This window comes from Embleya sp. NPDC056575 (assembly GCF_042793325.1).
Lineage (GTDB): Bacteria > Actinomycetota > Actinomycetes > Streptomycetales > Streptomycetaceae > Embleya.
This window is the reverse complement of sequence record NZ_JBHTVA010000001.1, coordinates 183,785-206,928: the sequence shown is the minus strand read 5'-3', so window position 1 is coordinate 206,928 and position 23,144 is coordinate 183,785. Positions and strand designations below refer to the sequence as shown.

Annotated in this window: 18 protein-coding genes; 10 read left to right on the top strand and 8 right to left on the bottom strand. The window is 73.5% G+C overall.

The features are described 5' to 3' along the window. The first annotated feature begins 13 nt into the window (after positions 1 to 13). The 5 genes from ACFRCG_RS00880 (at position 14) to ACFRCG_RS00860 (ending at position 7,665) form a co-directional block, all read left to right on the top strand. Positions 14 to 694 (top strand): response regulator, encoded by a 681-nt coding sequence (locus ACFRCG_RS00880; protein WP_380027263.1) that lies wholly within the window; start codon positions 14 to 16, stop codon positions 692 to 694. Further along, positions 691 to 2,211 carry an ATP-binding protein gene (locus tag ACFRCG_RS00875; RefSeq protein WP_380027261.1) on the top strand — a complete coding sequence of 507 codons (1,521 nt, stop codon included), beginning with the start codon at positions 691 to 693 and terminating at the stop codon, positions 2,209 to 2,211. Before ACFRCG_RS00880 ends, ACFRCG_RS00875 begins: the two co-directional genes overlap by 4 nt. Beyond that, positions 2,208 to 2,894: a GerMN domain-containing protein gene (locus tag ACFRCG_RS00870; RefSeq protein ID WP_380027259.1), complete on the top strand. Its 687-nt coding sequence runs from the start codon at positions 2,208 to 2,210 to the stop codon at positions 2,892 to 2,894. The genes ACFRCG_RS00875 and ACFRCG_RS00870 overlap by 4 nt, the downstream gene beginning before the upstream one ends. A gap of 173 nt (positions 2,895 to 3,067) precedes the next feature. Further along, a complete protein-coding gene (locus ACFRCG_RS00865) occupies positions 3,068 to 4,720 on the top strand; it encodes an MFS transporter (RefSeq protein ID WP_380027257.1) in 1,653 nt (550 codons plus the stop codon). 308 nt (positions 4,721 to 5,028) lie between these two features. Then, positions 5,029 to 7,665 carry an acyl-CoA dehydrogenase family protein gene (locus ACFRCG_RS00860; protein WP_380027255.1) on the top strand — a complete coding sequence of 879 codons (2,637 nt, stop codon included), beginning with the start codon at positions 5,029 to 5,031 and terminating at the stop codon, positions 7,663 to 7,665. A 31-nt stretch (positions 7,666 to 7,696) separates the two neighbouring features. Here ACFRCG_RS00860 and ACFRCG_RS00855 read toward each other — a convergent pair whose 3' ends face one another. From ACFRCG_RS00855 to ACFRCG_RS00845, 3 genes are all read right to left on the bottom strand, one after another. Beyond that, positions 7,697 to 10,366: an AAA family ATPase gene (locus ACFRCG_RS00855; RefSeq protein WP_380027253.1), complete on the bottom strand. Its 2,670-nt coding sequence runs from the start codon at positions 10,364 to 10,366 to the stop codon at positions 7,697 to 7,699. 93 nt (positions 10,367 to 10,459) lie between these two features. Then, on the bottom strand, positions 10,460 to 11,065 hold the full coding sequence (locus ACFRCG_RS00850; protein WP_380027251.1) for a TetR family transcriptional regulator: 606 nt from the start codon (positions 11,063 to 11,065) through the stop codon (positions 10,460 to 10,462). Between the two features lie 85 nt (positions 11,066 to 11,150). Continuing rightward, positions 11,151 to 11,621: a VOC family protein gene (locus tag ACFRCG_RS00845; protein WP_380027249.1), complete on the bottom strand. Its 471-nt coding sequence runs from the start codon at positions 11,619 to 11,621 to the stop codon at positions 11,151 to 11,153. A 267-nt stretch (positions 11,622 to 11,888) separates the two neighbouring features. Here ACFRCG_RS00845 and ACFRCG_RS00840 point away from each other — a divergent pair, with 267 nt between their 5' ends. Beyond that, the gene (locus ACFRCG_RS00840; protein WP_380027247.1) at positions 11,889 to 12,776 is read left to right on the top strand and encodes a polysaccharide deacetylase family protein; all 888 of its coding nucleotides are present in this window, start codon (positions 11,889 to 11,891) and stop codon (positions 12,774 to 12,776) included. Between the two features lie 162 nt (positions 12,777 to 12,938). Here ACFRCG_RS00840 and ACFRCG_RS00835 read toward each other — a convergent pair whose 3' ends face one another. Together ACFRCG_RS00835 and ACFRCG_RS00830 are read right to left on the bottom strand one after the other, a co-directional pair. Further along, a complete protein-coding gene (locus ACFRCG_RS00835; protein ID WP_380027245.1) occupies positions 12,939 to 13,637 on the bottom strand; it encodes a response regulator in 699 nt (232 codons plus the stop codon). Then, on the bottom strand, positions 13,634 to 15,268 hold the full coding sequence (locus tag ACFRCG_RS00830) for an ATP-binding protein (protein ID WP_380027243.1): 1,635 nt from the start codon (positions 15,266 to 15,268) through the stop codon (positions 13,634 to 13,636). The genes ACFRCG_RS00835 and ACFRCG_RS00830 overlap by 4 nt, the downstream gene beginning before the upstream one ends. Positions 15,269 to 15,519: 251 nt before the next feature. Between ACFRCG_RS00830 and dctA the strand changes: the two genes are divergently transcribed. Beyond that, positions 15,520 to 16,950 (top strand): C4-dicarboxylate transporter DctA, encoded by a 1,431-nt coding sequence (dctA, locus tag ACFRCG_RS00825; protein ID WP_380027241.1) that lies wholly within the window; start codon positions 15,520 to 15,522, stop codon positions 16,948 to 16,950. On the opposite strand, the gene ACFRCG_RS00820 is transcribed toward dctA, so the two are convergent. Further along, complete coding sequence (locus ACFRCG_RS00820) at positions 16,841 to 18,301, bottom strand: FtsW/RodA/SpoVE family cell cycle protein (protein ID WP_380027239.1); 1,461 nt, start codon at positions 18,299 to 18,301, stop codon at positions 16,841 to 16,843. The genes dctA and ACFRCG_RS00820 overlap by 110 nt on opposite strands. A 252-nt stretch (positions 18,302 to 18,553) precedes the next feature. Here ACFRCG_RS00820 and ACFRCG_RS00815 point away from each other — a divergent pair, with 252 nt between their 5' ends. The 3 genes from ACFRCG_RS00815 to tatA all read left to right on the top strand — a co-directional run bounded on the left by ACFRCG_RS00815 (position 18,554) and on the right by tatA (position 22,087). Then, positions 18,554 to 18,913, top strand: a complete 360-nt coding sequence (locus tag ACFRCG_RS00815) for an ArsR/SmtB family transcription factor (protein ID WP_380027237.1) — start codon at positions 18,554 to 18,556, stop codon at positions 18,911 to 18,913. Further along, positions 18,897 to 21,704 (top strand): magnesium-translocating P-type ATPase, encoded by a 2,808-nt coding sequence (gene mgtA / locus ACFRCG_RS00810; RefSeq protein ID WP_380027235.1) that lies wholly within the window; start codon positions 18,897 to 18,899, stop codon positions 21,702 to 21,704. Before ACFRCG_RS00815 ends, mgtA begins: the two co-directional genes overlap by 17 nt. A gap of 116 nt (positions 21,705 to 21,820) precedes the next feature. Further along, complete coding sequence (gene tatA, locus ACFRCG_RS00805) at positions 21,821 to 22,087, top strand: Sec-independent protein translocase subunit TatA (protein ID WP_380027232.1); 267 nt, start codon at positions 21,821 to 21,823, stop codon at positions 22,085 to 22,087. Positions 22,088 to 22,147: 60 nt separating this feature from the next. Here tatA and ACFRCG_RS00800 read toward each other — a convergent pair whose 3' ends face one another. Together ACFRCG_RS00800 and ACFRCG_RS00795 are read right to left on the bottom strand one after the other, a co-directional pair. Next, entirely contained in the window at positions 22,148 to 22,918 is a 771-nt protein-coding gene (locus ACFRCG_RS00800; RefSeq protein ID WP_380027230.1) for an FkbM family methyltransferase, read from the bottom strand. Continuing rightward, the gene (locus ACFRCG_RS00795; RefSeq protein ID WP_380027228.1) at positions 22,915 to 23,124 is read right to left on the bottom strand and encodes a Trm112 family protein; all 210 of its coding nucleotides are present in this window, start codon (positions 23,122 to 23,124) and stop codon (positions 22,915 to 22,917) included. Before ACFRCG_RS00795 ends, ACFRCG_RS00800 begins: the two co-directional genes overlap by 4 nt. Between the last annotated feature and the right edge of the window lie 20 nt (positions 23,125 to 23,144).

Below are 23,144 nucleotides of genomic sequence, written 5' to 3'. Positions count from 1 at the left end.
CGATACTGACCCAATGGTTCGTGTGCTCTTGATCGAAGACGACCCCGCCGTGGCCGAGGGGCTGGCCCTCGGGCTGCGCCGGCAGGGCTACACCGCCCAGGTGCGGCACAGCGGCGAGGAGGGACTGGCCGGGGTGGCCGAATTCGATCCCGACCTCGTCGTGCTGGACGTGATGTTGCCCGGCATGGACGGCTTCGAGGTGTGCCGGCGGATCCGGCGGGCCGGCACGCTGCCGGTGATCATGTTGACCGCGCGCGACGAGGACATGGACATCGTGGTGGGTCTGGAAGCCGGCGCCGACGACTACGTGGTCAAGCCCGTGCAGTCCCGGGTCCTGGAGGCGCGGATCCGCGCGGTACTGCGGCGCGCCGACTCGGCCACGCCCGCCGGTCGCCGGGAGGTGCACGGCGACCTGACCCTGGACCGCACCGCGCTGACCGTGTCCAAGGCCGGCCGGCCGATCCCCCTCGCTCCCTCCGAACTGCGACTGCTGCTGGCGCTGTCCGCCGCCCCCGGCCGGGTGTTCAGCCGGGGCCAACTGCTCGAAGCGGTATGGGAACACCCGTTCCTGGGCGACAGCCGCCTGGTGGACGCGTGTGTCAAACGGCTGCGGATCAAGATCGAGGACGCGGAGCGACCCGCCCGATACATCCAGACCGTGCGCGGCTTCGGCTATCGGTTCGGCCCGCTGTGATTGGGTCGGATGCCGTGCTGCGCGGGCTGCGCGCCACGCCGCGCGCGGTACTGCGCCGGCTGCGCGGCCTGCGGGTGCGGCTGGCGGCGGCCTGTCTGCTGGTGGCCATGTTCGCCGCCCTGACGACGGCCGCGCTGACCTACCGTGAGGCCCGCGGCGCGATGTTGCAACGGGCCCAGGACTCGACCGTGCACTCGGTACGCGACCGGGTCCAGACCGTCGCGCGGTTGACGCCGTACCCGCCCGACCAGGCCGCGCTGGAGCGGATCGCCGCGCTCGTGGACCCCCGCACCCGCACCGACCACTGGGCGGTGGCGGTCGGATACCGGGACCTGTGGGCGACGACCACCCGCGACTTCGGTCCGAGCCAGATCCCCACCGAACTGCGGGACACCGTCTCCGGGCGCACCGCGACCGCCTTCCAACGGGTGCACCGCAACGGACGGGTGCTGCTCGCGGTCGGTGTGCCGATCGCCTTCAGCGGCACGGGCCGGACCACCGCCTCCGGGGTGGAGGTCTACGTGATGACCCCGATGCAGACCCAGGTACAGGAGGAGGCCGCCCTGGTCCGCGCCGCGCGCAACGGCGCCATCCCCGCGGTGCTGGCCGCGCTGGTCCTGGCGCTGATCGTCGCGGGCGGCGTGCTGCGCCCGGTCCGAGCCCTGCAGCGGGCCACCCGGCGACTGGCCCGGGGCCGCCTGGACACCCGCCTCCAGGTCAAGGGTGGTGACGAACTCGCCGAACTGGCACAGGACTTCAACCACACCGCAGCGGCGCTGGAGGAACACGACGCGCGGCTGCGCAGACTGGAGGCGCGGGCCCGAGCGTTTGCCGCGGACGTCTCGCACGAACTGCGCACCCCGCTGGCCGCGATGACCGCGGTGACCGACGTACTGGACGAGGACGCCGCGGCCGAGCACCTGGACCCCGACACGGCCGCGGCGCTGCGGCTGATCTCCTCCGAGACCGGCAAGCTCACCCGGCTGGTCGACGACCTGATGGAGATCTCCCGCTTCGACGCGCGCGCCGCCGCGCTGCACGTCGACGAGTTGGACATGGCGGAGGCGGTCCGCCGCTGCCTGGCCGCGCGGGGATGGCGGGACGCGGTGACGACCCGGCTGCCGGAGGGGATCCGGGCCGAGGTCGACCCGCGGCGGCTGGACGTGGTGGTGGCCAACCTGGTCGGCAACGCGCTGCGCCACGGCGCGCCGCCGGTGGAGGTGGCGCTGGCGGCCGAGCGGCGCGACGACGGCGACTGGGTCGTACTCACCGTCGCCGACCGGGGTCCCGGACTCGCCGCGGAAACCCTGGATCGGGTCTTCGAGCGTTTCTTCAAGGCCGATGCGGCGCGCACCCGTTCGTCCGGCAGCGGCCTGGGCATGGCGATCACGCTGGAGAACGTCCGGCTGCACGACGGACTCATCCGGGCGACGAACCGCCCCGACGGAGGTGCGGAGTTCACGGTGGAACTGCCTCGCCATGCCCGCGTCGGCACCGAAGGCCGGGAGGACGGATGAGGGTGCGGCCGCTGCGGGTGCGGATGGGGACGCGGATGGGGACGAAGCGCGGGAACGGGGTCGCCCGACTGCGACTGCCGTTCCTGGCGGCGGTGTTGCTCGCGGTCGGGGCCGGCTGCGGGATTCCGGCCACCGGCGCGATCGAGGCGGGTCAGCCGGCCGACGGCATCATTCCGCCCGCCGACGCGAACCATCCGAGTGGGGTGTACGTGTACATGGTCGACGCCCACCGGGTCGTCCCCGAGCTGCGCACCTCGTCCGGCGGCGACAGTCCGCAGGCCGCGATCGACCTGCTGCTCGCGGGGCCGACACGCGAGGAGACGCTGACGGGTGTGAGTACGGCGATCCCGGCGGGGGTCGGCCCCGCGCGGGTGACGGTGGTCGAGAGCGGCACGCTCCGGGTGGAGCTGGCCGGTGCCAGTCCGCTCGGCGAGACCGCGCTGGAGCAGGTGATCTGTACCGCCGCGACGGCCGGCAGCCGCAACCTCCCCGGCGGCGGCTCGGGCACGGTCTCGGTGATCACCCCCGTCCAGCGCGCCGAGAACCGGGCCTGCCCGACGTCGCTCGTCGGTAGCTCCGGCGGCTCCGAGAGCGTGCTCCCGCCTCGTCGGCCCGGTTCGGGGCCGGAGACGGCCGAGCAGGTGGCCCCCGGGCGCCTTCCGCCTGTGCCGCCGGCCGGCTGATCGAAGGGGGCGTGGTGGGGCTGCGGGGGTAGGCAGTGCTGACTCGAGGTGAGAATCAATGCGCGTAGATCTATGGGGGTCGAAGAAAATAGGAGTAGGCTCCGAAATCGGAGCCGACTCTGAAAAGAGTGTCCGCTCTCAAGGTGAGTCGAGCCTCGACGAGGGAGCGGCGCATGGGCGCGACGGGAACGGTGGGCGAGGCGGGGGCGGCGACGGCAGGCGCGGTCGGTGTCGGGCGGCGCAGGTGGTGGGCGTTGGCCGCGTTGAGCCTGGCCATGTCGGCGGTGGGGCTGGATGGCACCGTGCTGAGTGTGGCCCTGCCGAGGTTGGCGGGGGATCTGGAGGCGACGGCGTCGGATTTGCAGTGGTTCTCGTCCTCGTACCTGCTGTTCCTGGCGGCGGCGATGTTGCCGATGGGCCTGCTCGGCGATCGGCTGGGGCACAAGCGGGTGTTGGTCGCCTCGCTGTCGTTGTTCGCGCTGTCGTCGGCGGGGTGTGCGTACGCCACGACGCCCGGGTGGTTCATCGCGGCGCGTGCGGTGCTCGGGGTGGCCGGCGCGGGGATCGTGGTGATGGCGTTGTCTGCGTTGACCGTGTTGTTCCCGGTGGACGAGCGGCCGCGGGCCGTGGGGGTGTGGTCGGCGGCGAACTTCCTCGAGCTGCCGCTGGGTCCGCTGCTCGGCGGGTGGATGCTGACGCATCTGTGGTGGGGGTGGGTGTTCCTGATCAACGTGCCGGTCGCGTTGGTGGGTGTGGTGGTGGTGTCGATATTGGTTCCGGGGGCCGGGTCGCGGGCCGCGCCGGAGTCGGAGGCCACTGTGGGGCGTCGGTCGCGGTCGGATCCGGTCGGGGTGTTGTCGTCCACCGGGGGATTGGTGTGTGTGACGCTCGGGTTGATTCGGGCGGGGGAGTACGGCTGGGACGACGTGTGGGCCTGGGGGTCGATCGGCGGCGGCCTGGTGCTGCTCGCCGCGTTCGGGCGATACGAGCATCGGCTCGGGCGCCGGCCCGGTGGGAAACCCCTGCTGGATCCGCGGGTGTTCGCATCGAGGTCGTACACGTGGGGTGTGGTGCTGATCGGTATCGCGGTGTTCGCGAACATCGGGGTGTTGTTCACGATGCCGCAGTACTTCCAGGCGGTGCGGGGCACGGACGCGATGGGTTCGGGAACGCGGTTGTTGCCGATCATCGGCGGGTTGGTGATCGGGGCGGTGCCGGCGGATCGGGTGGCCCGGGTATTGGGGGTCAAGGTCGCGGTGGCGATCGGGTTCGTGCTGATGGCGGCGGGGCTGCTGATGGGCGGGGCGACGGGTGTGGGGTCGAGCACGTGGTTCGTCGCGTTGTGGATGGGGCTGAGCGGGGCGGGGATGGGGCTGGCGATGGCGACGTCGACATCCGCGGCCCTGTCGGAGGTGTCGGAGGGGCGCAGCGGGGTGGAGGCCGCGGTGTTGCAGGCGGTGAACAAGGTGGGTGCGCCGTTCGGTTCGGCGATTTTGGGCAGTGTGGCGCTGACCGGGTATCGGGATCGGCTGCGGGCGCCGGATCTGTCCGCCGCCGACCTGCACACCGCCCGTTCCGGGGTGTTCGGCGGCGCGGAGGTCGCGGGCAGGGTCGGCTCGGCGCCGATGTCGGCCTCGGTGCGAGGGGCGTTCGTGCACGGGATGGATCTGGCCCTGCTCGTGTCGGGCGGCGTCGCGGTGCTCGGGTTGATCGTCGCGCTCGTGTTCATGCCGGGGGCGGGGCGGCGGGGTGGCGGGGCCTGGTGGAGGCGACGCGGCGTGGCCGATCCGGTGTCGGGATCCCAACCGGTCGGCGTGGACGGATGATTGGCCGCCCCGGGTCGAGTAGGGGGCGCTCGGACCCGGGGTAAGGGCCGGGTCAGGGGTTCCCCCGGTCGTGGTCGGGTTCATACGCTGGCCGAGCCAACCGGTTGACCGCCGGGTCGTCGTGCCCAGCGACGGCCCGGCAAGCCACGACCGGAGCGCGGGGGGTCGCGTCGGCCGCCGGAGGGGGTCCGGAAGCGCCGTACGCGCCGGGTCACCGTACGCACCGGATCATCGTCCGCGCACACCCGTCGACTCGGCGGGGGTTCGCGGACGCGCGGTCCGGGGCCATCGCCGAAGGGAGCCGCGCCATGCGTGTGTCGCGCCGGGACGAGGTCGAGGGGTCTGCCGGGGCCGAAGGGTTTGCGGGGGGTGGGGTGCCCGCCGAGGCCGAAGTCCTCGCCGGGGACGAGGGGTTCGCCGAGGTCGCGGCGGGGCTGATCGCCCGGCACTGGGGAGGGGCCGCCGCCGCGCCGACGGGGGATCTGGATCGGCTGTGGGAAATGGGTGCCGGGCACGGCTGGTTCGACCTCGGGCGTGAGGACGATCTCGCCGCCTCGATCACCCTGGCCCGGGTGCTCGGTCGGGCCGCGTGTCCGTTGCCGGTGTCCGCGGGATTCGTCGCGGCACGGTTGTTCGCCGAACATGTCGGGCTGGCCACGGCGATCGGCGACGGCGGCGTCCGGGTGGCGACGGCGTTGCCGGGTGATCCGGGGATGCCGGGGGCCGGTTGCCTGGTCGAGGCGGGCGATGTCGCCAGCCACGTGCTGCGACTGCCGCCCGGTGGCGGGCAGATGGGGCTGCATCGGATCGAGGCGGTCGACCCGGTCGAGGACTTGGCGGTGCCGGGGTGGACCCGGGCCCGCCTCGGTTCGGCGCTGGCCTACCTCGACCTTTCCGCCGCCGAGGCCGATCGTGCGGTGACGGTGCTGCGGCTCGGCTGGGCCGCGCGGGCGCTCGGCGCCGCGGAACGTGTGGCGGGGGCGGCGCTCGCGCACGCCAGGGTGCGAACTCGGGCCGGCGAACCGGTGGGTGCGTTCGCCGCGGTGCGGCAGCGGGCCGATCGTATGGAACTGGGTGCGGGCGATCTGTTGATCGCCGACGCGGTGCGGCGCTATGCGGAGGGCGCGGGGGATTGGGCGATCGCCGCCGAGCTGGCCGTCGCGCAGATCCGGCGGATCGCGCCGCGGGTACGGTTCGGCGCGCACCATGAGCCGGCCGTGGCCGGCTGCTCCGACGAACACGAGACGCCGTGGTTGTTCCATCGGGTACGGGCGGACCTGGCCTGCCTGCGCGCATTCGCGGCGCCCGGCGGGGACGCGGCGGATCGGCTGCTGGAGGAGACCCCGGGCGGCGACCCCGCGGCGGGCGCCGCCGTGCACGGGGCAGGTGTTCGTACGTCCGCCCTGCCGGACCCGTGGCTGGGTCCGGACGGCGAGGCCGTGCGGGAGGCGTGCCGAAAGGTGGCCTCGGGGCGGTGGGGGGCGACGGCGTCGGCGGCGGGGCCGGGATCCGAGGGGGTGCCGGACACGGGATCGGGATCGGAGCGGGAACCGGAGGCGGAGTCGGAATCGGAATCGGAATCGGAATCGGAGCCGCAATCGACTTCGAGGCGGGAGACGGGGTCGGGGCCGAGGTCGCAGCCGAGGCCGGAGGCCGCGAACGCGGTGGCGTACTCGTCGGGTTCGGCAGCGCCGTCGCCGTTGCCCGCCTCCGCGTCCGCCTCGGACGCACCCGCCGTGCCCGCGTCCGCTTCGGGTGTGTCCGACTCGGCTGCGGCCGTTTCCGGGCGGGGCGCTGCCGTGCGGTCTGATTTCGGGCGGGTCGCCGCGGCCTGCTTCCCTGCCTCGCCGGAGGGTGACGGGGTTGATGATCCCCACGTCGTGGCCGAGGCCGCCGGCCATGGGTGGTTGGCGCTCGGATGGTCGGGGGCGCACGGCGGCGGCGGGGGGACTGCCGCCGAGCGGTTCGCGCTTCGGCAGGAGGTCTGCCGGCTTCGGCTGCCGATCCTGAACGCGCTGACCACCGCGACGGTGTTCGGCCCGGCGATCGCGCGGTACGGCTCGGCGGAGCAGCGGGCGCGGCTGTTGCCGGCGTTGCGCGAGGGCACGATCCGGATCGCGTTGGGATACCGGTGGTCCCAGGCCGACTTCGATCCGGCCGCGGTGCGGGCGAGTGCGGTCCGTACCGGTGCCGGCGAGCGGGACGACTGGATCCTCACCGGCGCGCGGATATGGACGGCCGACGCACATCGCGCCGACCGGATGTGGCTGGTGGCCCGTACCGACGCCGACGTCGAGTCGCCGCGTGCCGGGCTCACCGTCTTTCTGGTGCCCACCGACGCGCCGGGTGTACTGCTGCGACCGCATCGTTCGCCGGCGGGCGAGAGCGGGTGCATCGTATTGCTCGACGAGGTCCGGGTGTCGGACTCGGCCAGGATCGGTGCCGTGGGCGGTGGTTGGGCGCCGGTCGCCGAGACGTTCGCCGCCGAGCCGATCCTGCTCGGCGACGTCGCGGCCACGTTGCATCGTCGCCTGACGGACCTGATCGGACTGCTGCGTGCGGGTGCCGGGACGCGGCCCGTGGCGGGTGCCCGGGGGTCCGCGGCCCGAGCCGCGGTGGCCGAACTGGCCGTGCGGACCCAGGCGGTGCGGCTCCTGGCCACCGCGGCGGCGGTACCCGCGCCGGGCGACCGGGCGGAGCATCCGCGTCTGCACGCCTCGGCGGCTCGGGTACTCGGCGCCGAGCTGGCCGCCGACTTCGGCCCGATCGGCCTCGAACTCCTCGGCCCCGCAGCGGTCCTGGGCGCGGGTGCCCCGGGCGCACCGGGAGCCGGAGGCTTCGAGCCGGAGCTGTGGCCCGCCCCGCCCTACACCCCCGCCGGCGACACCGACGACCCGCACCACGACCTACCGGCCCACTCCCTCGGCCCACCGGCCCGCGTTTGACGCGCTCGGCGACCTCGACGACTTGGAAGGATCAGACTCTGTGGAGGCCCGTGCGCAGGTGGGACGGGAGTTCGCGGCGGTTCTTGATGTCGAGCTTTCGGTAGACCCTGGTGAGGTGTTGCTCGACGGTGCTGACCGTGATGAACAGTTCCTCCGAGATGCCCCGGTTGCTGTACCCGCAGGCGGCGAGCGCCGCCACGCGCTTCTCCGATTCGCTGAGGTTGGTGTCGCCGGTGGCGGGGGTCCCGGTGGAGGCGCCGAGCAGGTCGGCGTACGCGTGCGCGACGGCGCGGTAGCGCGGGCGGGCGCCGCAGTCGCGGGTGAGGTGCCATACGCGACTTTGGAGCGTCGCGGCCCGGGCCGGTTCGGCCCGGGCGCGGTACGACTCGGCCAGGGCTTCGAGGGTGTGGGCCAGTTCCAGGGGGTCCTCGGAGCGGCGCAGTGCCTCGACCGCCTGGGTGAGCAGTTCCGGGCGCTCGGCGACGTCCACCGTCATCGCCCGCAGGCGCAACGCCGTGCCGCGGACCCGGCCGCCCCCCGGACCGCACAGCCGCAACTGCTCGACCACCAACCGCCGGGCCCGCTCGGTCTCGTCCAGGCGCAGCAGCGCCTCGGCGACGTCGGTCCGCCACGGGATCAGGAACGGCTGGTCCACCCGCCAGGCGTGGACCAGCCAGGCCACGTGCAGGAAGTCGGCGAGCGCCGCGCGGGCCCGGTCGGTGGCCAGGTGGAAGCGGCCCCGCGCGCGGAGGTAGGTGAGGCCGTGCAGGCTGGAGTACAGCGCCTTGGTGACCGGCCGGTTCACCTGACGGGCCGCGGCCTCGTAGTCGCCCATCGCGGTGTACACCGAGATCAGGCCGGCCAGCGGGCCGCCGAGGTACAGGCTGCCGGTGTGCTCGGGCATCGCCGCCATCGCCTGACGTGCGTAGCCTTCCGCGTCCGGCAACCGCCCCTGGCGCAGCGCGGCTTCGGCGCACGCCGAGGCGAACACCGCCACCCACCCGGGGGCTTCGCGCCGGATGGATTCGGCAAGGAAGTCCCGGCAGTGCGTCTCCGCGACGCCCGCCCGGTCGCGGGCGATCAGCAACCGCGCGGCGTTGACGATCGGGAACAGCGTCACGTCCGTCAGCCCCGACACGCGCAGGAGCTGTTCGGCCGCCTCCAGCCGCTCGGCCGGATCGGTCGCCGACGCGCTCGGACCGGGATCGTCCGACCATGGGAACGGCACGTCCGACTCGACGTGTTCGACCCACTCGGCTCGGGGGTCGGTGCGCTTGCGGAGCCGGTCGAACACCTCGCGCGCCGCGTCGAGTCGGCCGTGGGCGCGCAGCTGCCGGGCCACCGAGACCATGCTCGACTCCGGCAGGTCGCCGACCGCGAGCGCGGTCAACGGTTCGGCCAGGCAACGCTGTTCGGCGGCACTCGGGTTGAGCCGCCAGGAGATCTCGGCCAGTCGCACATGGATCTCGGCCCGGACCGCGGGGTCGCGGCACTGCTCGGCGGCCAACTCCAGGTAGGCGAGGGCCTGTCGGGCCCGGTCCCGGGACAGCGCCTCCTCGGCGGCCTCGCGCAACACGCCCACCGCCCACGGGTCGGGAACATCGCGCGCGGCGAGCAGGTGCCGGGCCGTCCGCGCCGCCGGGGCGCCCTCGTGCCGCAGGATCGTGGCCGCCCGGCGGTGCAGCGCGCCCTGCTCGGCCGGATCCAGGCTGTCCAGCAGCGCGGTCCGGGCCGCCCGGCGCAGGCGGTCGTCCTCGATCAGGCCGGCGGCGGCCAGGGCGCCCAGGCCCTGTGCGGTGGCCACCGGGGTGGTGCCGGCGAGCGCGCCCGATACCTCGGCGGACGCGGGTGCGCCCAGAATCGCCAGCGCCTTGGCCACCCGCCACATGCCGCCGCCGCCGCGCCGCAGGCAGGCGCGTACCGCCTGGCTGTACGGGCCGCCGGGCGCGGGCCGCAGCGGGGTCGTGGCGGGGCGCTCGGTCGCCGACCGCAACTCCTCGACCAGCGCACGGAGCAACAGCGGGTTGCCGCCGGTGATTTCGTGGAACTCGTGGCCATGCTCCCGCCCCGGCAGGTCGAATCCCACGGCCGGCAGCTCGGCCACGCCGGCCGGGCTCAGCGGGGCGAGCCGGATCCGGCGCAGTGCCGGTTGGCGCAGGAACTCCGTGTCCAGCTGCGGGTCTTGCAGCGCCGGACCGGGGGAGCGGGCGAACAGCACCAGGACCCGGGCCCGGGTGGAGTGGCGGCCCAGGTGCAGCAGGCACTGGACGGACGCGGAGTCGGCGTGCTGGAGGTCGTCCACGCACACCACCACCGGATGCCGGTGCGCGACGTCGTGCAGAGCGGTGGTGAGCCGGCGGGCCGCGCGCGGCGCGTCGCCGCCGTCGAGCATCTCGGCCAGCGGTGCGACGAGTTCGGCGGGCAGGGCCGGGCCGTCCAGGAACTGGCGGAGCAGGCCCAGTGGTTGCCCGCTCGTGGTGCGCGATCCGGTCGCGGTCAGCAGCAGTGCGCCGATGTCGCCGGCCCGTTCGCCGACCCAGGACAACGTCTCGGTCTTGCCGCAGCCGACCCCGGCCTCGATCAGGACGATGCCGCCCCGTGCCTCGGCGCACTCCTTGAGCGCGGTGCGTAACCCGTCGAATTCCGGACCTCGTTCGATGAACTCCATGGCCTCCGCGCGCCCCCAAATGTCGGCCTGCACACGTTCTCCCACCGGTGCATGAAACCCCGGTCACATGGAACAAGTCAACCATCGGTGATCGGTCATTGACCCGTAGTGACTGCGCGGGGGGGGCTAGAGCGGGAGGCCCGCCTCCAGGCGGGCGAGGGCGTCGTCGAGGGTGGCGATCAGATCCAGGTCCGGCTCGTCCGCCCAACGCACCATCGTGTCCAGCATGATGCCGAACGCGGCGCCCGTCAGCGCCCGGATCGCCGGATCGTCGGCGCCGTACCCGGTCCGCTCCGCGAGCAGCGCGGTGACCGTGCGCATGACCTCGACGAAGTTGGCGAAGCTCAGTCCGCGCAGTGTCGGCACCGACAACATCAGTACGGTTCGCCGCCGTGCCTCGGCCAGTTCGTCGAGGGTCAGCGTGGCCAACGTCTCGCGCAGCGCCGCCCGCAACGTCGGGATCGGCGGCAGTTCCGCCGGCCGGCTGCGCAACGACTCCAGGAACACCGGGTCGTAGGCGTCGGAGAGGACCAGGTCCTCCTTGGTGGCGAAGTAGCGGAAGACCGTACTCGGCGCCACCTCGGCCGCCTCGGCGATCTGCTCGACCGTGGTCGCGTCGTAGCCCCGCTCGTCGAACAACCGCAACGCCGCGCCCTGGATGGCCGCGCGCGTCCGGGCCTTCTTGCGCTCCCGGATCCCGACCGTCGGCGCTGCGGGGGAGGACGACGTCATCGGACACCTCATGCTCGGATACTCGGCGTCCGACCAGCGTACTGTCCACGCCCCGGCCGGGCGTCGGGCCGGGCGGCGTGTCCGGTCAGTCGTGGGCGGAGGCGGCCGGGGCCGGGGCGGGGCCCACCGCGACGCAGAACTCGTTGCCCTCGGGGTCGGCCATCACCACGTGATGACCGGTGTCTTCGACCAGCACCCGGCCGCCCGCCTCGACCAACCGCGCGGACTCGGCCCGGACGCGCGCCCACCGCTCCGCCGCGTCGGCGTGCCACGGGACCCGGATGTCCAGGTGCAGTCGGTTCTTCACGGTCTTCGGCTCCGGAACGGTCAGGATGCTCAGCCGGGGCCCGACCCCGTCGGGGTCGCACAACCAGGCCGCGTCCGTGATCACGCCGCCGACGATCTCCTCGTCGGGGGCGACGTGGGCCATCCACTCCAGGCGGGTCTCGAACGGGGCCGGCGGCGGCTCGTCGATGTAGCCGAGCGCGGTCTTCCAGAAGGCGGCCAGGAGCAGGGCATCGGCACAGTCGAGCGTGAAATCGATACGGACAGCCATACCCGCACGCTACCCGGCGCCTCCGACAACCGACGCCCGCCACGATCACCCGCTCGGATGGGTCGGCCCGGTGCCGTTCGTGCGCACGCGGCCGTGCGGCGAGCCGTGCGGGTGCGGCGGCCCGCGTGCGCCGGTTGGGCCGGCTGGGGGTGTCGGGGCTTGGGTGGGTGGGTTGGTTCGGGGGCGTTTCGGGTGGCGTGGTCTTCTAGGGTGAGCGCTGTGTGGCGGGTGGCGTCGCGCGGGTGGGTCGGGTGGAGGAGCGGCGCGATGGATGTGGGCCGACGGGTGGTGTTGGCGGCTGCGCTTGGCGGGCTGCTGGCGGGGTGCTCGGAGTCGGGGAAGACCGCCGCGCCCACGACGGCTCCGCCCCCGCCCGCCGCCGGTCGGCCCGCGCCGCCCGGCGGCGATACGCCCCGGCCCACCGCGACCGTGCCGACGGCCGCCGGTCCGACCCGCGCGGAGATCGTCGCCCGGTACGGGAAGCAGACGCCGACCGGCTGGGGCCTCGAGGTCCCCGGGTCGTTGTCCCGCCTGCCGGGCAACGCCAAGGTGGCCGCGCTGACTTTCGACGCCTGCGGGGGCAAGGGCGGCAGCGAATACGACCGGGCCCTGATCGACTTCCTGCACGAACGCTCCGTGCCTGCGACGCTGTTCGTCAACTCCCGGTGGATCGACGAGAATCCGGCCGTACTGCGGCAACTGGCCGCCGATCCGCTGTTCGAGATCGCCAATCACGGCACCCGGCACCTGCCGCTGTCGGTGTCCGGGCGCTCGGCGTACGGGATCCCCGGGACCAAGGACGCGGGCGAGGTCTACGACGAGGTCTCCGGAAACCGGGCCAGGCTCACCGAACTGCTCGGCCGCCCACCGAAGTTCTTCCGCTCCGGGACCGCGTATTGCGACGACGTGGCGGCGAAAATCGTCACCGACCTCGGCGAGCGGTTCGCGAGCTTCCACGTGAACGCCGACGGCGGGGCCACCTTCACCCCCGAACAGGTCCGCAAGGCCATGCGCGACGTACGCCCGGGTTCGGTCGTGATCGGCCACTTCAATCACCCACGCGGCGGCACGGCGGCCGGGATTCGCCTGGCCGTGCCCGAACTCCTCCAGCAGGGATACAGGTTCGTCCGCCTTTCGGACGCCCCACAGCCGTGACCCGTGGCCTCCCCCGCGAGCCGCCGCCGGACGATGCCGGGAGCCGTGGCCGACCGGCAGACCGGGCCTGAACGGATTTCGGATGGCCGGCGTCGAGCGGCGAGGGGTCCGTGTGGGGCCGGGGGGCGGAGGGATGTGGGCGTCGCGCTCCCCGGACAGGTCCTAGCCGTTCGTGCCGGGTCGGTGCCAGCGGTAGATGTACTCCGGTCGGCCGGCGCCGCCGTAGCGGGGCTCGCGGGTCACCAGGCGGCGGGCGGACAGGTGGTCCAGGTAGCGGCGGGCGGTGGGGCGGGAGATGCCCAGTGCGGCGGCCACGTCGGCGGCCGAGGTGGCTGTGCCGGTGCCGAGTTGGGCCACGATGGCTTCGAATGTGGCCGCGGCCAGGCCCTTGGGGAGCGGGGGTGACTCGGAGGTGCCGCGTAGGGCGGCGAAGGCGCCGTCGACCGCGTGTTGGCCGCCCGCCGCCGCCGGAGCGTCGACCTCGGCGATGCGGCGGCGGTATTCCGCGTAGCCGTCCAGGCGTTCGCGGAACGCGGCGAACGAGAACGGTTTGAGCAGATACTGCACCACGCCCAGCGACACCGCCGAGCGCACCAGGCGCAGATCGCGCGCCGAGGTGACCGCGACCACGTCGGCCTCGTGGCCCTGGGCGCGCATGCTCCGGCACAGGTCGAGGCCGTGCAGGTCCGGGAGGTACAGGTCGAGCAGGACCAGGTCGACCCGGCGCGTGGACAACAGTCGCAGCGCCTCGGTGCCGCTGCCGGTGACGCCCGCGATCTCGAAGCCCGGGACACGGCCGGTGAACACCGCGTGCGCGTCGGCGAGTACGGGGTCGTCCTCGACCACCAGGGTGTGGATCACGCGTCCTCCTCCGATCGCGGTCGGGGCACGGCGGCGGGCAGTCGGACGGTGAACACCGCGCCGCCGTCGGGGCCGCGCGCCACCTCCACGCTGCCCGCGTGCCGGGCCACCGTGGCACGGACCAGGGCCAGGCCGAGCCCGCGTCCCTGCGATCCGTACGCCTCCTTGGTGCTCCAGCCGCGCTCGAACACCCGGGTGGTGAGCGGCTCGTCGATCCCGGGCCCGCTGTCCGCCACCCGAAGCAGCAACGCGCCGTCGGCGTCCGGATCGACGCCCATCGTCACCCGCACCGTGCGCGGCGGCGGCGCGGACACCGCTGCGTCGATCGCGTTGTCGACCAGATTCCCCAGCACGGTGACCAGATCGCGCGGATCGAAGCGGGCGGCCAGCGCGTCCAACGGGTCGGCGTCGGTGTCGTCGGCGGCCGGCCCACCCGTCACGGTCAACTGCACGCCGCGCTCGGCGGCCTGCGCGTGCTTTCCGAACAGCAGTGCGGCCAGGGCCGGTTCGGACACCGCGTTGGTGAGTTCGTCGGCCAGGTCCTGGGCGGCGGCCAGTTCCCCGGTGGCGAACCGGATCGCCTCCTCGCCGCGCCCCAGTTCGACCAGCGCGACGACCGTGTGCAGCCGGTTGCCCGCCTCGTGGGCGGACGCGCGCAGGGCGTCGGCGAAGCCGCGTACCTGATCCAATTCGCCCACCAGAGCCCGCAGTTCGGTGTGATCCCGGAAGGTGGCCACCATCCGCCCGTCGCGCCCGGTCGGACTGACGTTGACCGCGAGCGCGCGGGTGCCGCACAGGTGGATCTGGTCCGCCACGGTGCGGCCCGCGGCGAGGGTGTCCGCCAGCGACTCGTCCAGGTCGAGCGTGCCCACGTGCCGGCCCTCGAAGTCGGCCGGCAGCGCGAGCAGACGGACCGCCTCGTCGTTGGCCAACACCAGCCGACCGTCGGCGTCCACCACCGCCAGCCCCTCGCGCACCGCGTGCAACACCGCGTCGTGGTGCTCGTACACCCGCCGCAGCTCGACCGGCCCCAGCCCCAGCGTCTGCCGGCGCAGCCGATGGTGCACCGCCATGCTCGCCGCACAGGCCAGGGCCAGCGCGCCGACCGCGACGGTGAGCACGAGCGGGATCTCCGCGCCGACCAGCGCGTCGACGCGGCGATTGGTCACGCCGACCGAGACCAGCGCCACCGGCCGCCCGTCGGGGCCGAGGACCGGGACCACGGCCCGTACCGACGGGCCCAGGGTGCCGGTGTACGTCTCCGTGGTGGTTCGCCCGTGCGCGGCGCCGTCGATGTGGCCCAGGAAGGTCTTGCCGATCCGGGTCGGGTCCGGATGGGTGTACCGGATGCCCTCGACGCTCATCACCACCACGAAGTCGACCTTGTTCTCCCTGCGGATGGTCTCGGCCATCGGCTGGAGGCGGGCGGTCGGGTCCGCCGAGCCGGCCGCCTCGGCCAGACCCGGGGATCGGGCCAGGGTGCGCGCCACGTCGAGCGCGCGCTCCCGGGCGGTCTGCGCGCCCGACCGATGCACGGCGTGCAGCGCCACGCCGGAGCCGGTCGCGACGAGGAGCAGGACGAGGGTGAGCTGCCACAGCAGGACTTGCCGCGCGATGCTCTGGTTGGCCATGCCGGAGATTATCGACGGACGTCCCGGGTCCGAGGCAAGACGTCCATTACCGAGGTTTCATCCACTTTGGCGGCATTCGGCGGAATTCTCGCCATGCGCGTAATGCGCGTAAGTCCCGACCGGCGCCACGACCACGCCACGCTACGACGCGTATCGCGCCGACACGCCGATGTGTCCGATGTATCCGAGCCCCGACGGGGCGCGCCGGACCGCGGGCGGCGCCGCACCCGTCCCCGACCGGGAGGCCCCCGATGCCCCAGGCCACCACACCCGACCACGACGCCGGCACGCCCGGCACGCCGCCCACCCCACCGCCGCCCGCACGCCGCCCCTGGCACACCCTGCTCTACGTCTGGGTACTCGTCGGGATCCTCGCCGGTGTCGTGGTCGGCGCCGCCTGGCCCGACACCGGCGAGTCGCTGCGCCCACTCGGCGACACGTTCGTCAACGCGATCAGGATGGTGATCACGCCGATCATCTTCGTCACCGTGGTCACCGGCATCGCGGGCGTGGACAGCCTGCGCGGCGCCGGCCGGATCGGCTGGAAGTCGCTGGTGTACTTCGAGGCGCTGACCACGATCGCGCTGCTCCTGGGGCTCGTGGTGATGAACGTGTTGCGCCCCGGCGACGGCGTACACGCCGACGTGGGCTCGATGAAGGTCTCCGAGACCGCGCAGGGGTACATCGACAAGGGTCGGGCGCAGTCCTGGTGGCACTTCCTCACCGACCTGGTACCGAGCAGCGTGGTGGGTGCCTTCGCCGAGGGCGACGTGCTCCAGGTGCTCTTCTTCGCGGTCCTGTTCGGTGTCGCGATCAAGCTGGTCGGGCCGGCGGCGACGGGCGTGGCGGTCGGGGTGGAGAAGACCGGCCGGGTGTTGTTCGCGGTGTTGCGCGTGGTGATGTACGCGGCGCCGGTGGGCGCCTTCGGCGCGATGGCGTTCACCGTCGGCAGGTACGGGCTCGACACGCTGACCAGCCTGGGCGAGCTGGTGGCGATCTTCTACGGCACCAGCCTGTTCTTCGTGGTGGTGGTGCTCGGCGCGGTGCTGGCCGCGATCCGGCTGAACATCCTGCGTCTGCTGCGCTACATGAAGGACGAGTTGTTGGTCGTGCTCGGCACCTCCTCCAGCGAGTCGGTGCTGCCGAGGGTGATCACGAAGATGGAAAACCTCGGCGTGCCGCGCCAGGTGGCCGGGTTGACCGTCCCCGGCGGCTACTCCTTCAACCTGGACGGGACCTGCATCTATCTGACTCTGGCCGCGCTCTACGTCGCCCAGGCGACCGACACACCGCTGTCCCTGGGCCAACAACTGAGCCTGATCGCCGTGCTGTTGCTGACCTCCAAGGGCGCGGCGGGGGTGACCGGTTCGGGGTTCGTCGTGCTGGCCGCGACCTTGTCCACGGTCGGGCACGTGCCGGTGGCGGGGATCATGCTGGTGTTCGGCATCGACCGGTTCATGAGCGAGTGCCGGGCGCTGACGAACGTCTGTGGGAACAGCGTGGCATCGCTGGTGGTGGCCTCGTGGGAGGGCGTATTGGATCGGGAACGGGCCCGGAAGGTGCTGGCGGGGGTCACCCCGATCGAGCCGATCGCACCACCGGAGCCGGAGTCGACACCGGAGCAGGAGCCGACCGCGTCGCCCCCGGCCCTGGTGTCGACGACGAAGCCGACTCCGGCGTGAGCGCCGGCGCCGCCGCACCGCGCGTCGTGGCGTCGCTGAGCTTGACCAGGAGCGCCACGAGCAGCCAGTTGGCCAGGGTCGACGAGCCGCCCTGGGCCAGGAACGGCAGCGCCTTGCCGGTCAGCGGGATCAGCGCGGTGACCCCGCCGGCCACCACGAAGACCTGGAGGATCAGCGCCGTGGCCAGGCCGGCCGCGAGGAGTTTGCCGAACGGGTCGGTCAGGGCGAGCGCAGTGCGCAGGCCGCGCGCGGCGAGCAGGGTGTAGAGCACCAGGATGGCGGTGACGCCGGCCAGACCCAGTTCCTCGCCGACCGTGGTGAGGATGAAGTCGCTGCGGCCGGCGAAGCCGATCAGCTCCGGGTGGCCTTGACCGAGCCCGGTGCCGAGCAACCCGCCGCTGCCGAAGCCGAACAGGGCCTGGGCGCCCTGTTCGGTGATCAGTCCGGGCGGCGGATCGGGCAGGTAGATGTCCATCGGGTGCAGCCAGGCGACCACCCGGCCGTGCACGTGCGGCTCCCACGAGCCGACGGCGGCGGCACCGGCGGCGGCGAGCAGCAGGCCGAGCAGGAGCCAGCTCGTGCGTTCGGTGGCGATGTAGAGCATCGCCACGAAGATGCCGAAGAAGATCAGCGATGTGCCGAGGTCGCGTTCGAAGATCAGCACGAGCAGGGCGGCGATCCAGACCGCGAGCACCGGGCCGAGGTTGCGTCCGCGCGGGAGTTCGACGCCGTACAGCCGGCGGCCGGACAGCGCGAGTGCGTCCCGGTGTACGACGAGGTAGCCGGCGAAGAAGACGGTGAGCGCGAGCTTGGTCAACTCGTCGGGTTCGAAGGACAGGCCGCCGAGCCGGATCCAACGTTTGGCGCCGTAGGTGTCGCCCGGGAAGAAGGCGGGCGCGGCGAGCAGGACCAGGCTGCCCGCCATCAGCAGGTAGGTGTATCGCTGGAGCACCCGGTGATGGCGCACGGCGATGGTGAACCCGATGAACACCGCGATGCCGATGCCCAGCCACAACACCTGGCCCGGGGCGGCGGGCGTCGAGCGGTACGTCTCGGCGTAGGAGATGTCGAGGCGGTGCACGAGGACCAGGCCCAGGCCGCTGAGCAGCACCGCGAGCGGCAGGATCAGCGGATCGGCGAACCGGGCGAACCGCCGTACGGCCAAGTGGGCGAGCAGGGGCGGTACGGCCGGGCCGATCAGGCGCGGCCAGAATCCGGGCGGGAGCCCGCCGCGCAGCGCCAGTTCGGCCTCCACCTCGGCGTATGCGCAGACCACGAGCGCGCCGAGAACCATCGCCAGTTCGATGGTGCGCAGCCGTCGGGCCCGGGCGATGTGCGTCTCGTCCGCCATGCGCTCCTGCTTTTTCGAGGGGAGCCGGGCTCCGGCCGGCTCGGTCGGGTGTCCCGGCCGTGCTGCAATGGACGCCGCCGTGCCGACTTTTGGTTGCCTGATTGCGCAATAAAGCAACTGTTGATCTCGGCCCGGCCCCCGGGTTCCCCTCCGTCACGCGGTGCGACCCTAGACTGAGTGTTCTTTCGCGGGACCCGGGCGCCGCGCGGCGGTGATGACCCGACGGCCGCGCACGTGGACGGGAGTACGACTGTGGCCTCAGCGGTCCACGACTTCGAGGACCCGCCGGCCGAGGTGTTGGCCGAGGCCGCCGCGGCCTTCGGACTGCTGGCCTCGCCCGCGCGCCTGCACATCGTGTGGGCGCTGGCCGCCGGCGAGAGCGACGTCACCGCGCTGGCCGAGCGGGTCGGCGGCGCGCTGCCCGCCGTCAGCCAGCACCTGGCCAAGCTCAAACTGGCCGGCCTGGTCCGCTCCCGGCGCGAGGGTCGGCGCGTGGTCTACCTCGTCGACCACCCGGACGTGGTGACCATGGTGCGCTGGTTGATCGAACGACTGGCCGAACGCGCCGAGTCCGGGGCGGTGCCGGGACGGTCCCGTGGCCTGGGCGCCTGAGGTCGTACCCGGATCCGGCACGGCGGGCCCGTGCGCCGACCTCGACGACCCGGTCGCCGGGGTACCCGGCCCGCGGCGGCGTGAGGTCACCGGACCGGACCTGGCCCGGGCCGCCGCCGACGCGCCCACGTTGGAAGTGCTGCGCCTGCTCGGCAGTGGTCCGCGCGGGTTGACGGAGGAGCAGGCCGACGCCCGACTGGTCCGGTACGGCGAGAACATCGTCGCCGGCCGACGCCCACCCGGTCCGCTCCGCCGCTTCGCCCACAGCGCCCGCGACCCGTTCACCGCCGTCCTGCTCGGCCTCGGCCTGGTGTCCGCGGCGGTCACCGCCTGGACCACCGCGTGCGTGATCGTGGTCCTGGTGGTGGTCAGTTGCGCCCTGCGCGCGACCGGCGAGCACCGGGCCGCGCGGGCCACCGCCGCACTGCGCGAACTCGTCGCCGGCACCGCGACCGTCCGCCGCCGGGAACATCCGGGCGGGCCGCCGCGCGCGGACCCGGCACCGCGCGAGGTGCCGGTGGAGCAGCTGGTACCGGGCGACGTGGTTCGGCTCGGCCCCGGCGACCTGGTCCCGGCCGATCTGCGGCTGCTGCGCGCGAGCGGCCTGACGGTGTACCAGTCGGCGCTCACCGGGGCCTTCGCGCCGGTGGCCAAACACCCGGTGGACGTGCCGCCGGACGAGCCCGGCGCCGACGACCCGTTCGCGCGCCCCCACCTGTGCTTCCAGGGCAGCAGCGTGGCGGCCGGCAGCGGTACCGCGGTGGTCTACGCGACGGGCGCCGACACCCGATTCGCCGGCACCCGCGTCCGCTTCCCCGGCACCCCGCGCACGCGTCTCGCCCCACCCCGGCGCGAGACCGCGTTCGACCGCTCCGTGCATGGGATCTCCTGGACGCTGATCCGCTTCATGCTGGTCACCCCGGCCCTCGTACTGCTCGCCGACTCGGTGGTGCGCGGGCGGGGCCTGGCGACGCTGCCGTTCGCGGTGGCGGTGGCGGTCGGGCTGACCCCCGAGATGTTGCCCGTGATCGTGACCACCACGCTCGCCCGCGGATCACGCCTGCTCGCCCGCGAGCACGAGGTGATCGTCAAGCGGCTGCCCGCGTTGCACGACCTCGGTGCGATGGACGTGCTGTGTACCGACAAGACCGGCACCCTCACCCGGGATCAGCCGATTCTGGACTGTCATGTGGACCCGGCCGGCCGGGCCGACCCCGACGTGTTGCACTGGGCCGCGCTGAACAGCTGGTGGACGCTGCACCTGGCCGATCCGCCGGTGCCGGACGCGCTGGACGAGGCGGTCCTGACCGGCTACGAGGAGGCCGCCGAGCGTGAGCCGGACGCGCCGTGGACCGGACTCGTCGCGCTGCCGGACCACCCGGACCACCCCGCCGACCACGACGGCCTCGCCGCGTCGCCGTTCGACCCCGTGCGCCGCACCTCGTGCGCGGTGGTCCGGCGCCCGGGACGTCCGGGCCCGCTGACCGTGGTGGTCAAGGGCGCGGTGGACGACGTACTCCGCCGCTGCGCGCGGGTCCGGCTCGACGGCCGGGAGCAGCCCCTGGACGCCGCCGCCCGGGCCGACGCGGAGCGCTTGGCCGCAGAGCTGGCCGCCGACGGCCTGCGGCTGCTCGCGGTCGCGCTGACCGAGCGCCCCGCCGACACCGATCCCGAGGCCGCCCTCGACGCGGGCGCACTGACCCTGATCGGCTTCGTCGGCCTACGCGACGCGCTCGCCGACACCGCCGCCGACGCGCTCGCGGTCCTCGCCGAGCGCGGCGTCGCGGTCAAGGTGCTCACCGGCGACCTGCCCGGCACCGCCGCCCGGGTCTGCCGCGACCTGGGCCTGGACCCCGGCGAGGTGGTCACCGCCGAGCGGATCGACGCGCTCGACGACGCCGATCTGGGCCGGCTCGCCGCCGCGCACACCGTGTTCGCCCGCTGTACGCCCGCGCACAAGGCCCGCATCGTCGGCGCGCTGCGGGCCGCCGGCCACACCACCGGATTCCTCGGCGACGGGGTCAACGACCTGCCCGCGCTGCACGCCTGCGACGTGGGGATCTGCCCCCGGGACGCGGTCGACGTGGCGCGCGAGGCGGCCGACGTGGTGCTGGTGTCCAAGGACCTCGGCGCCATCGACGAGGCGATCGTGGCGGGTCGGCGCGGCACCGGCACGATCGCCGGCTATCTGCGGATCACCCTGTCCTGCAACCTCGGCAACGTGATCGCGATGCTGATGGCCGGACTGCTGCTGCCGTTCCTGCCGATGCTCCCCGCGCAGGTCCTGGTGCAGAACCTGTGCTTCGACGCGGCCCAGGCCGCCTTCGTGTTCGACCGCCCGGCCGCCGGCACGCTGCGCCGCCCCGGCGCGCTGCACCCGCGCGACCTGCTGCGCTTCATCACCGGCTTCGGCCTGCTCAACGCGGTCGCCGACCTCGCCACCTTCACCGTCCTGGTGCTGATGGTGCGGCACGGCGGGGAGGTGGACCAGGAGGCGTTCCACGCGGGCTGGTTCACCGAGAACCTGCTCACCCAGGCACTGGTGATCCTGCTCCTGCGCACCGGGCGCGGCGTCGCCGTGCGCCGGGCGTCGAGGCCGATCCTGATCGCCTCCGCCGGACTGGCCGCGATCGGCGTGCTGTTGCCGCTGACCCCGGTGGCCCCCGCGCTGGGCATGGCGTCGCTGCCGATCGGCTACTACCCCGTGCTCGCGGGGGTGCTCGCGCTGTACGCGGGGGCGTTGACGCTGGTGCGGCGGCGCTACGACCGGCGGCGGGCGGCGCGCGACTGACCCTCGACACCATTGAAGTTGTACAGTTGCGCAATGCGGCAAGTATGGTGTCCTCATCGGGCCGCCCGGCGTCGGGCGCGGCGTCGGGCCCGCGACGTGGAAGTAGGCGAGTGGCGATGTTGCGCAACGGGTTGGAGCCCGGACACCTGCTGGTCCTGGCGATCGTGGTGATCGTCCTGTTCGGATCCCGGAAACTCCCCGATACCGCACGAGCGTTGGGCCGCTCCATGCGCATCCTCAAGAGCGAGACCAAGGCCATGCGCGAGGACGACACGACGCGGCCGGCGCAGACCTCGGCCCGCGCGGTACGAAGCGCGCCCGGCGCCGCCGACACCGTCCGCACGACCGCCGAGCGCGAGCCGGCCAACCCGAACGTGCGCTGAGGCGCCGGACCCGGCTCCGGCCCCGGTGTGCTCACCGGCCTGCTGTGACGGGGGCGGGCGTCAACCGTCGCCGGGCCGGCGCGACTTCGGCAGGAACAGCACCGAGTTGACGTAGCGGCGACTGAACGGGGCCAACGTCCGGCGCAACAAACCGCGTTCCGCCACATGCGCGGTCCGGGACTGATGCCCGGCCAGGTCGAACCCGGCCAGCGGCAACCAGTTCCGCCCCGGCAATACCCAGCCCGCGTAGTCGAGTTCGGCGAGCAGGTCGAGCACGGGCGCCGGCGACCCGATGCGCGTCTCCAACTCGATGAACAGCGCCGGATGATCGCGGCGCAACATCTCCTCCGCCCCGCGCAGTACCGCCGATTCGCTGCCGTCCACGTCGATCTTGACGAAGACCACCCCGGTCAGCTCCAGATCGTCGAGCCGCACGCAGGGCACCTCCAGTGCCCGGTCGTGGATCTCCCGGCGGACCAGCGACGACACGCCCCGATCGCCCCGGTCGCCCGGTGGCAACCACAACGACACGGTGTCCCCGGCCCGATCGCCCGCGGCGGCGGCCACCACCCGCATGTTGGCCGGGGCGCCCTCGGCGAGCAGCCGGGCCAGGTGCGGCACCGGTTCGACGGTCACCACCCGGTCCGCGCGCCGCGCCAACCGCCGCGACCACGGCCCGTACCACCCGCCCACGTCCACCGCCGTGCCGCCGGCCGGGACGAAGTCGGCGAGCCTGCGCAACTCGGGTTCGAAGCGCGGATACAGCACGTCGACGGCGGCGGTGACCAGCTTCGGCGGCACCCGGGGACCGAGCCGGGCGGCGAGCGTCACGGCGCGCTCCGGCGGGTGATCCGCGCGTGCTCGTCGTCGGAGACCGGCACGCCGGAGGACGGCAACAACTGCGGGATGCCCGCCACGATCGGATAGCGCCGGCGCAACCTCGGGTTGTACAACGCCTCCTCCGCGGCCAGCAGGGTCAACGGCCCCTTGTCCAGGGGGCAGGCCAGGATCCGAAGCAGCGGATTGTCGGGTTCCATCGGGCGACTCCTCTTCCGGG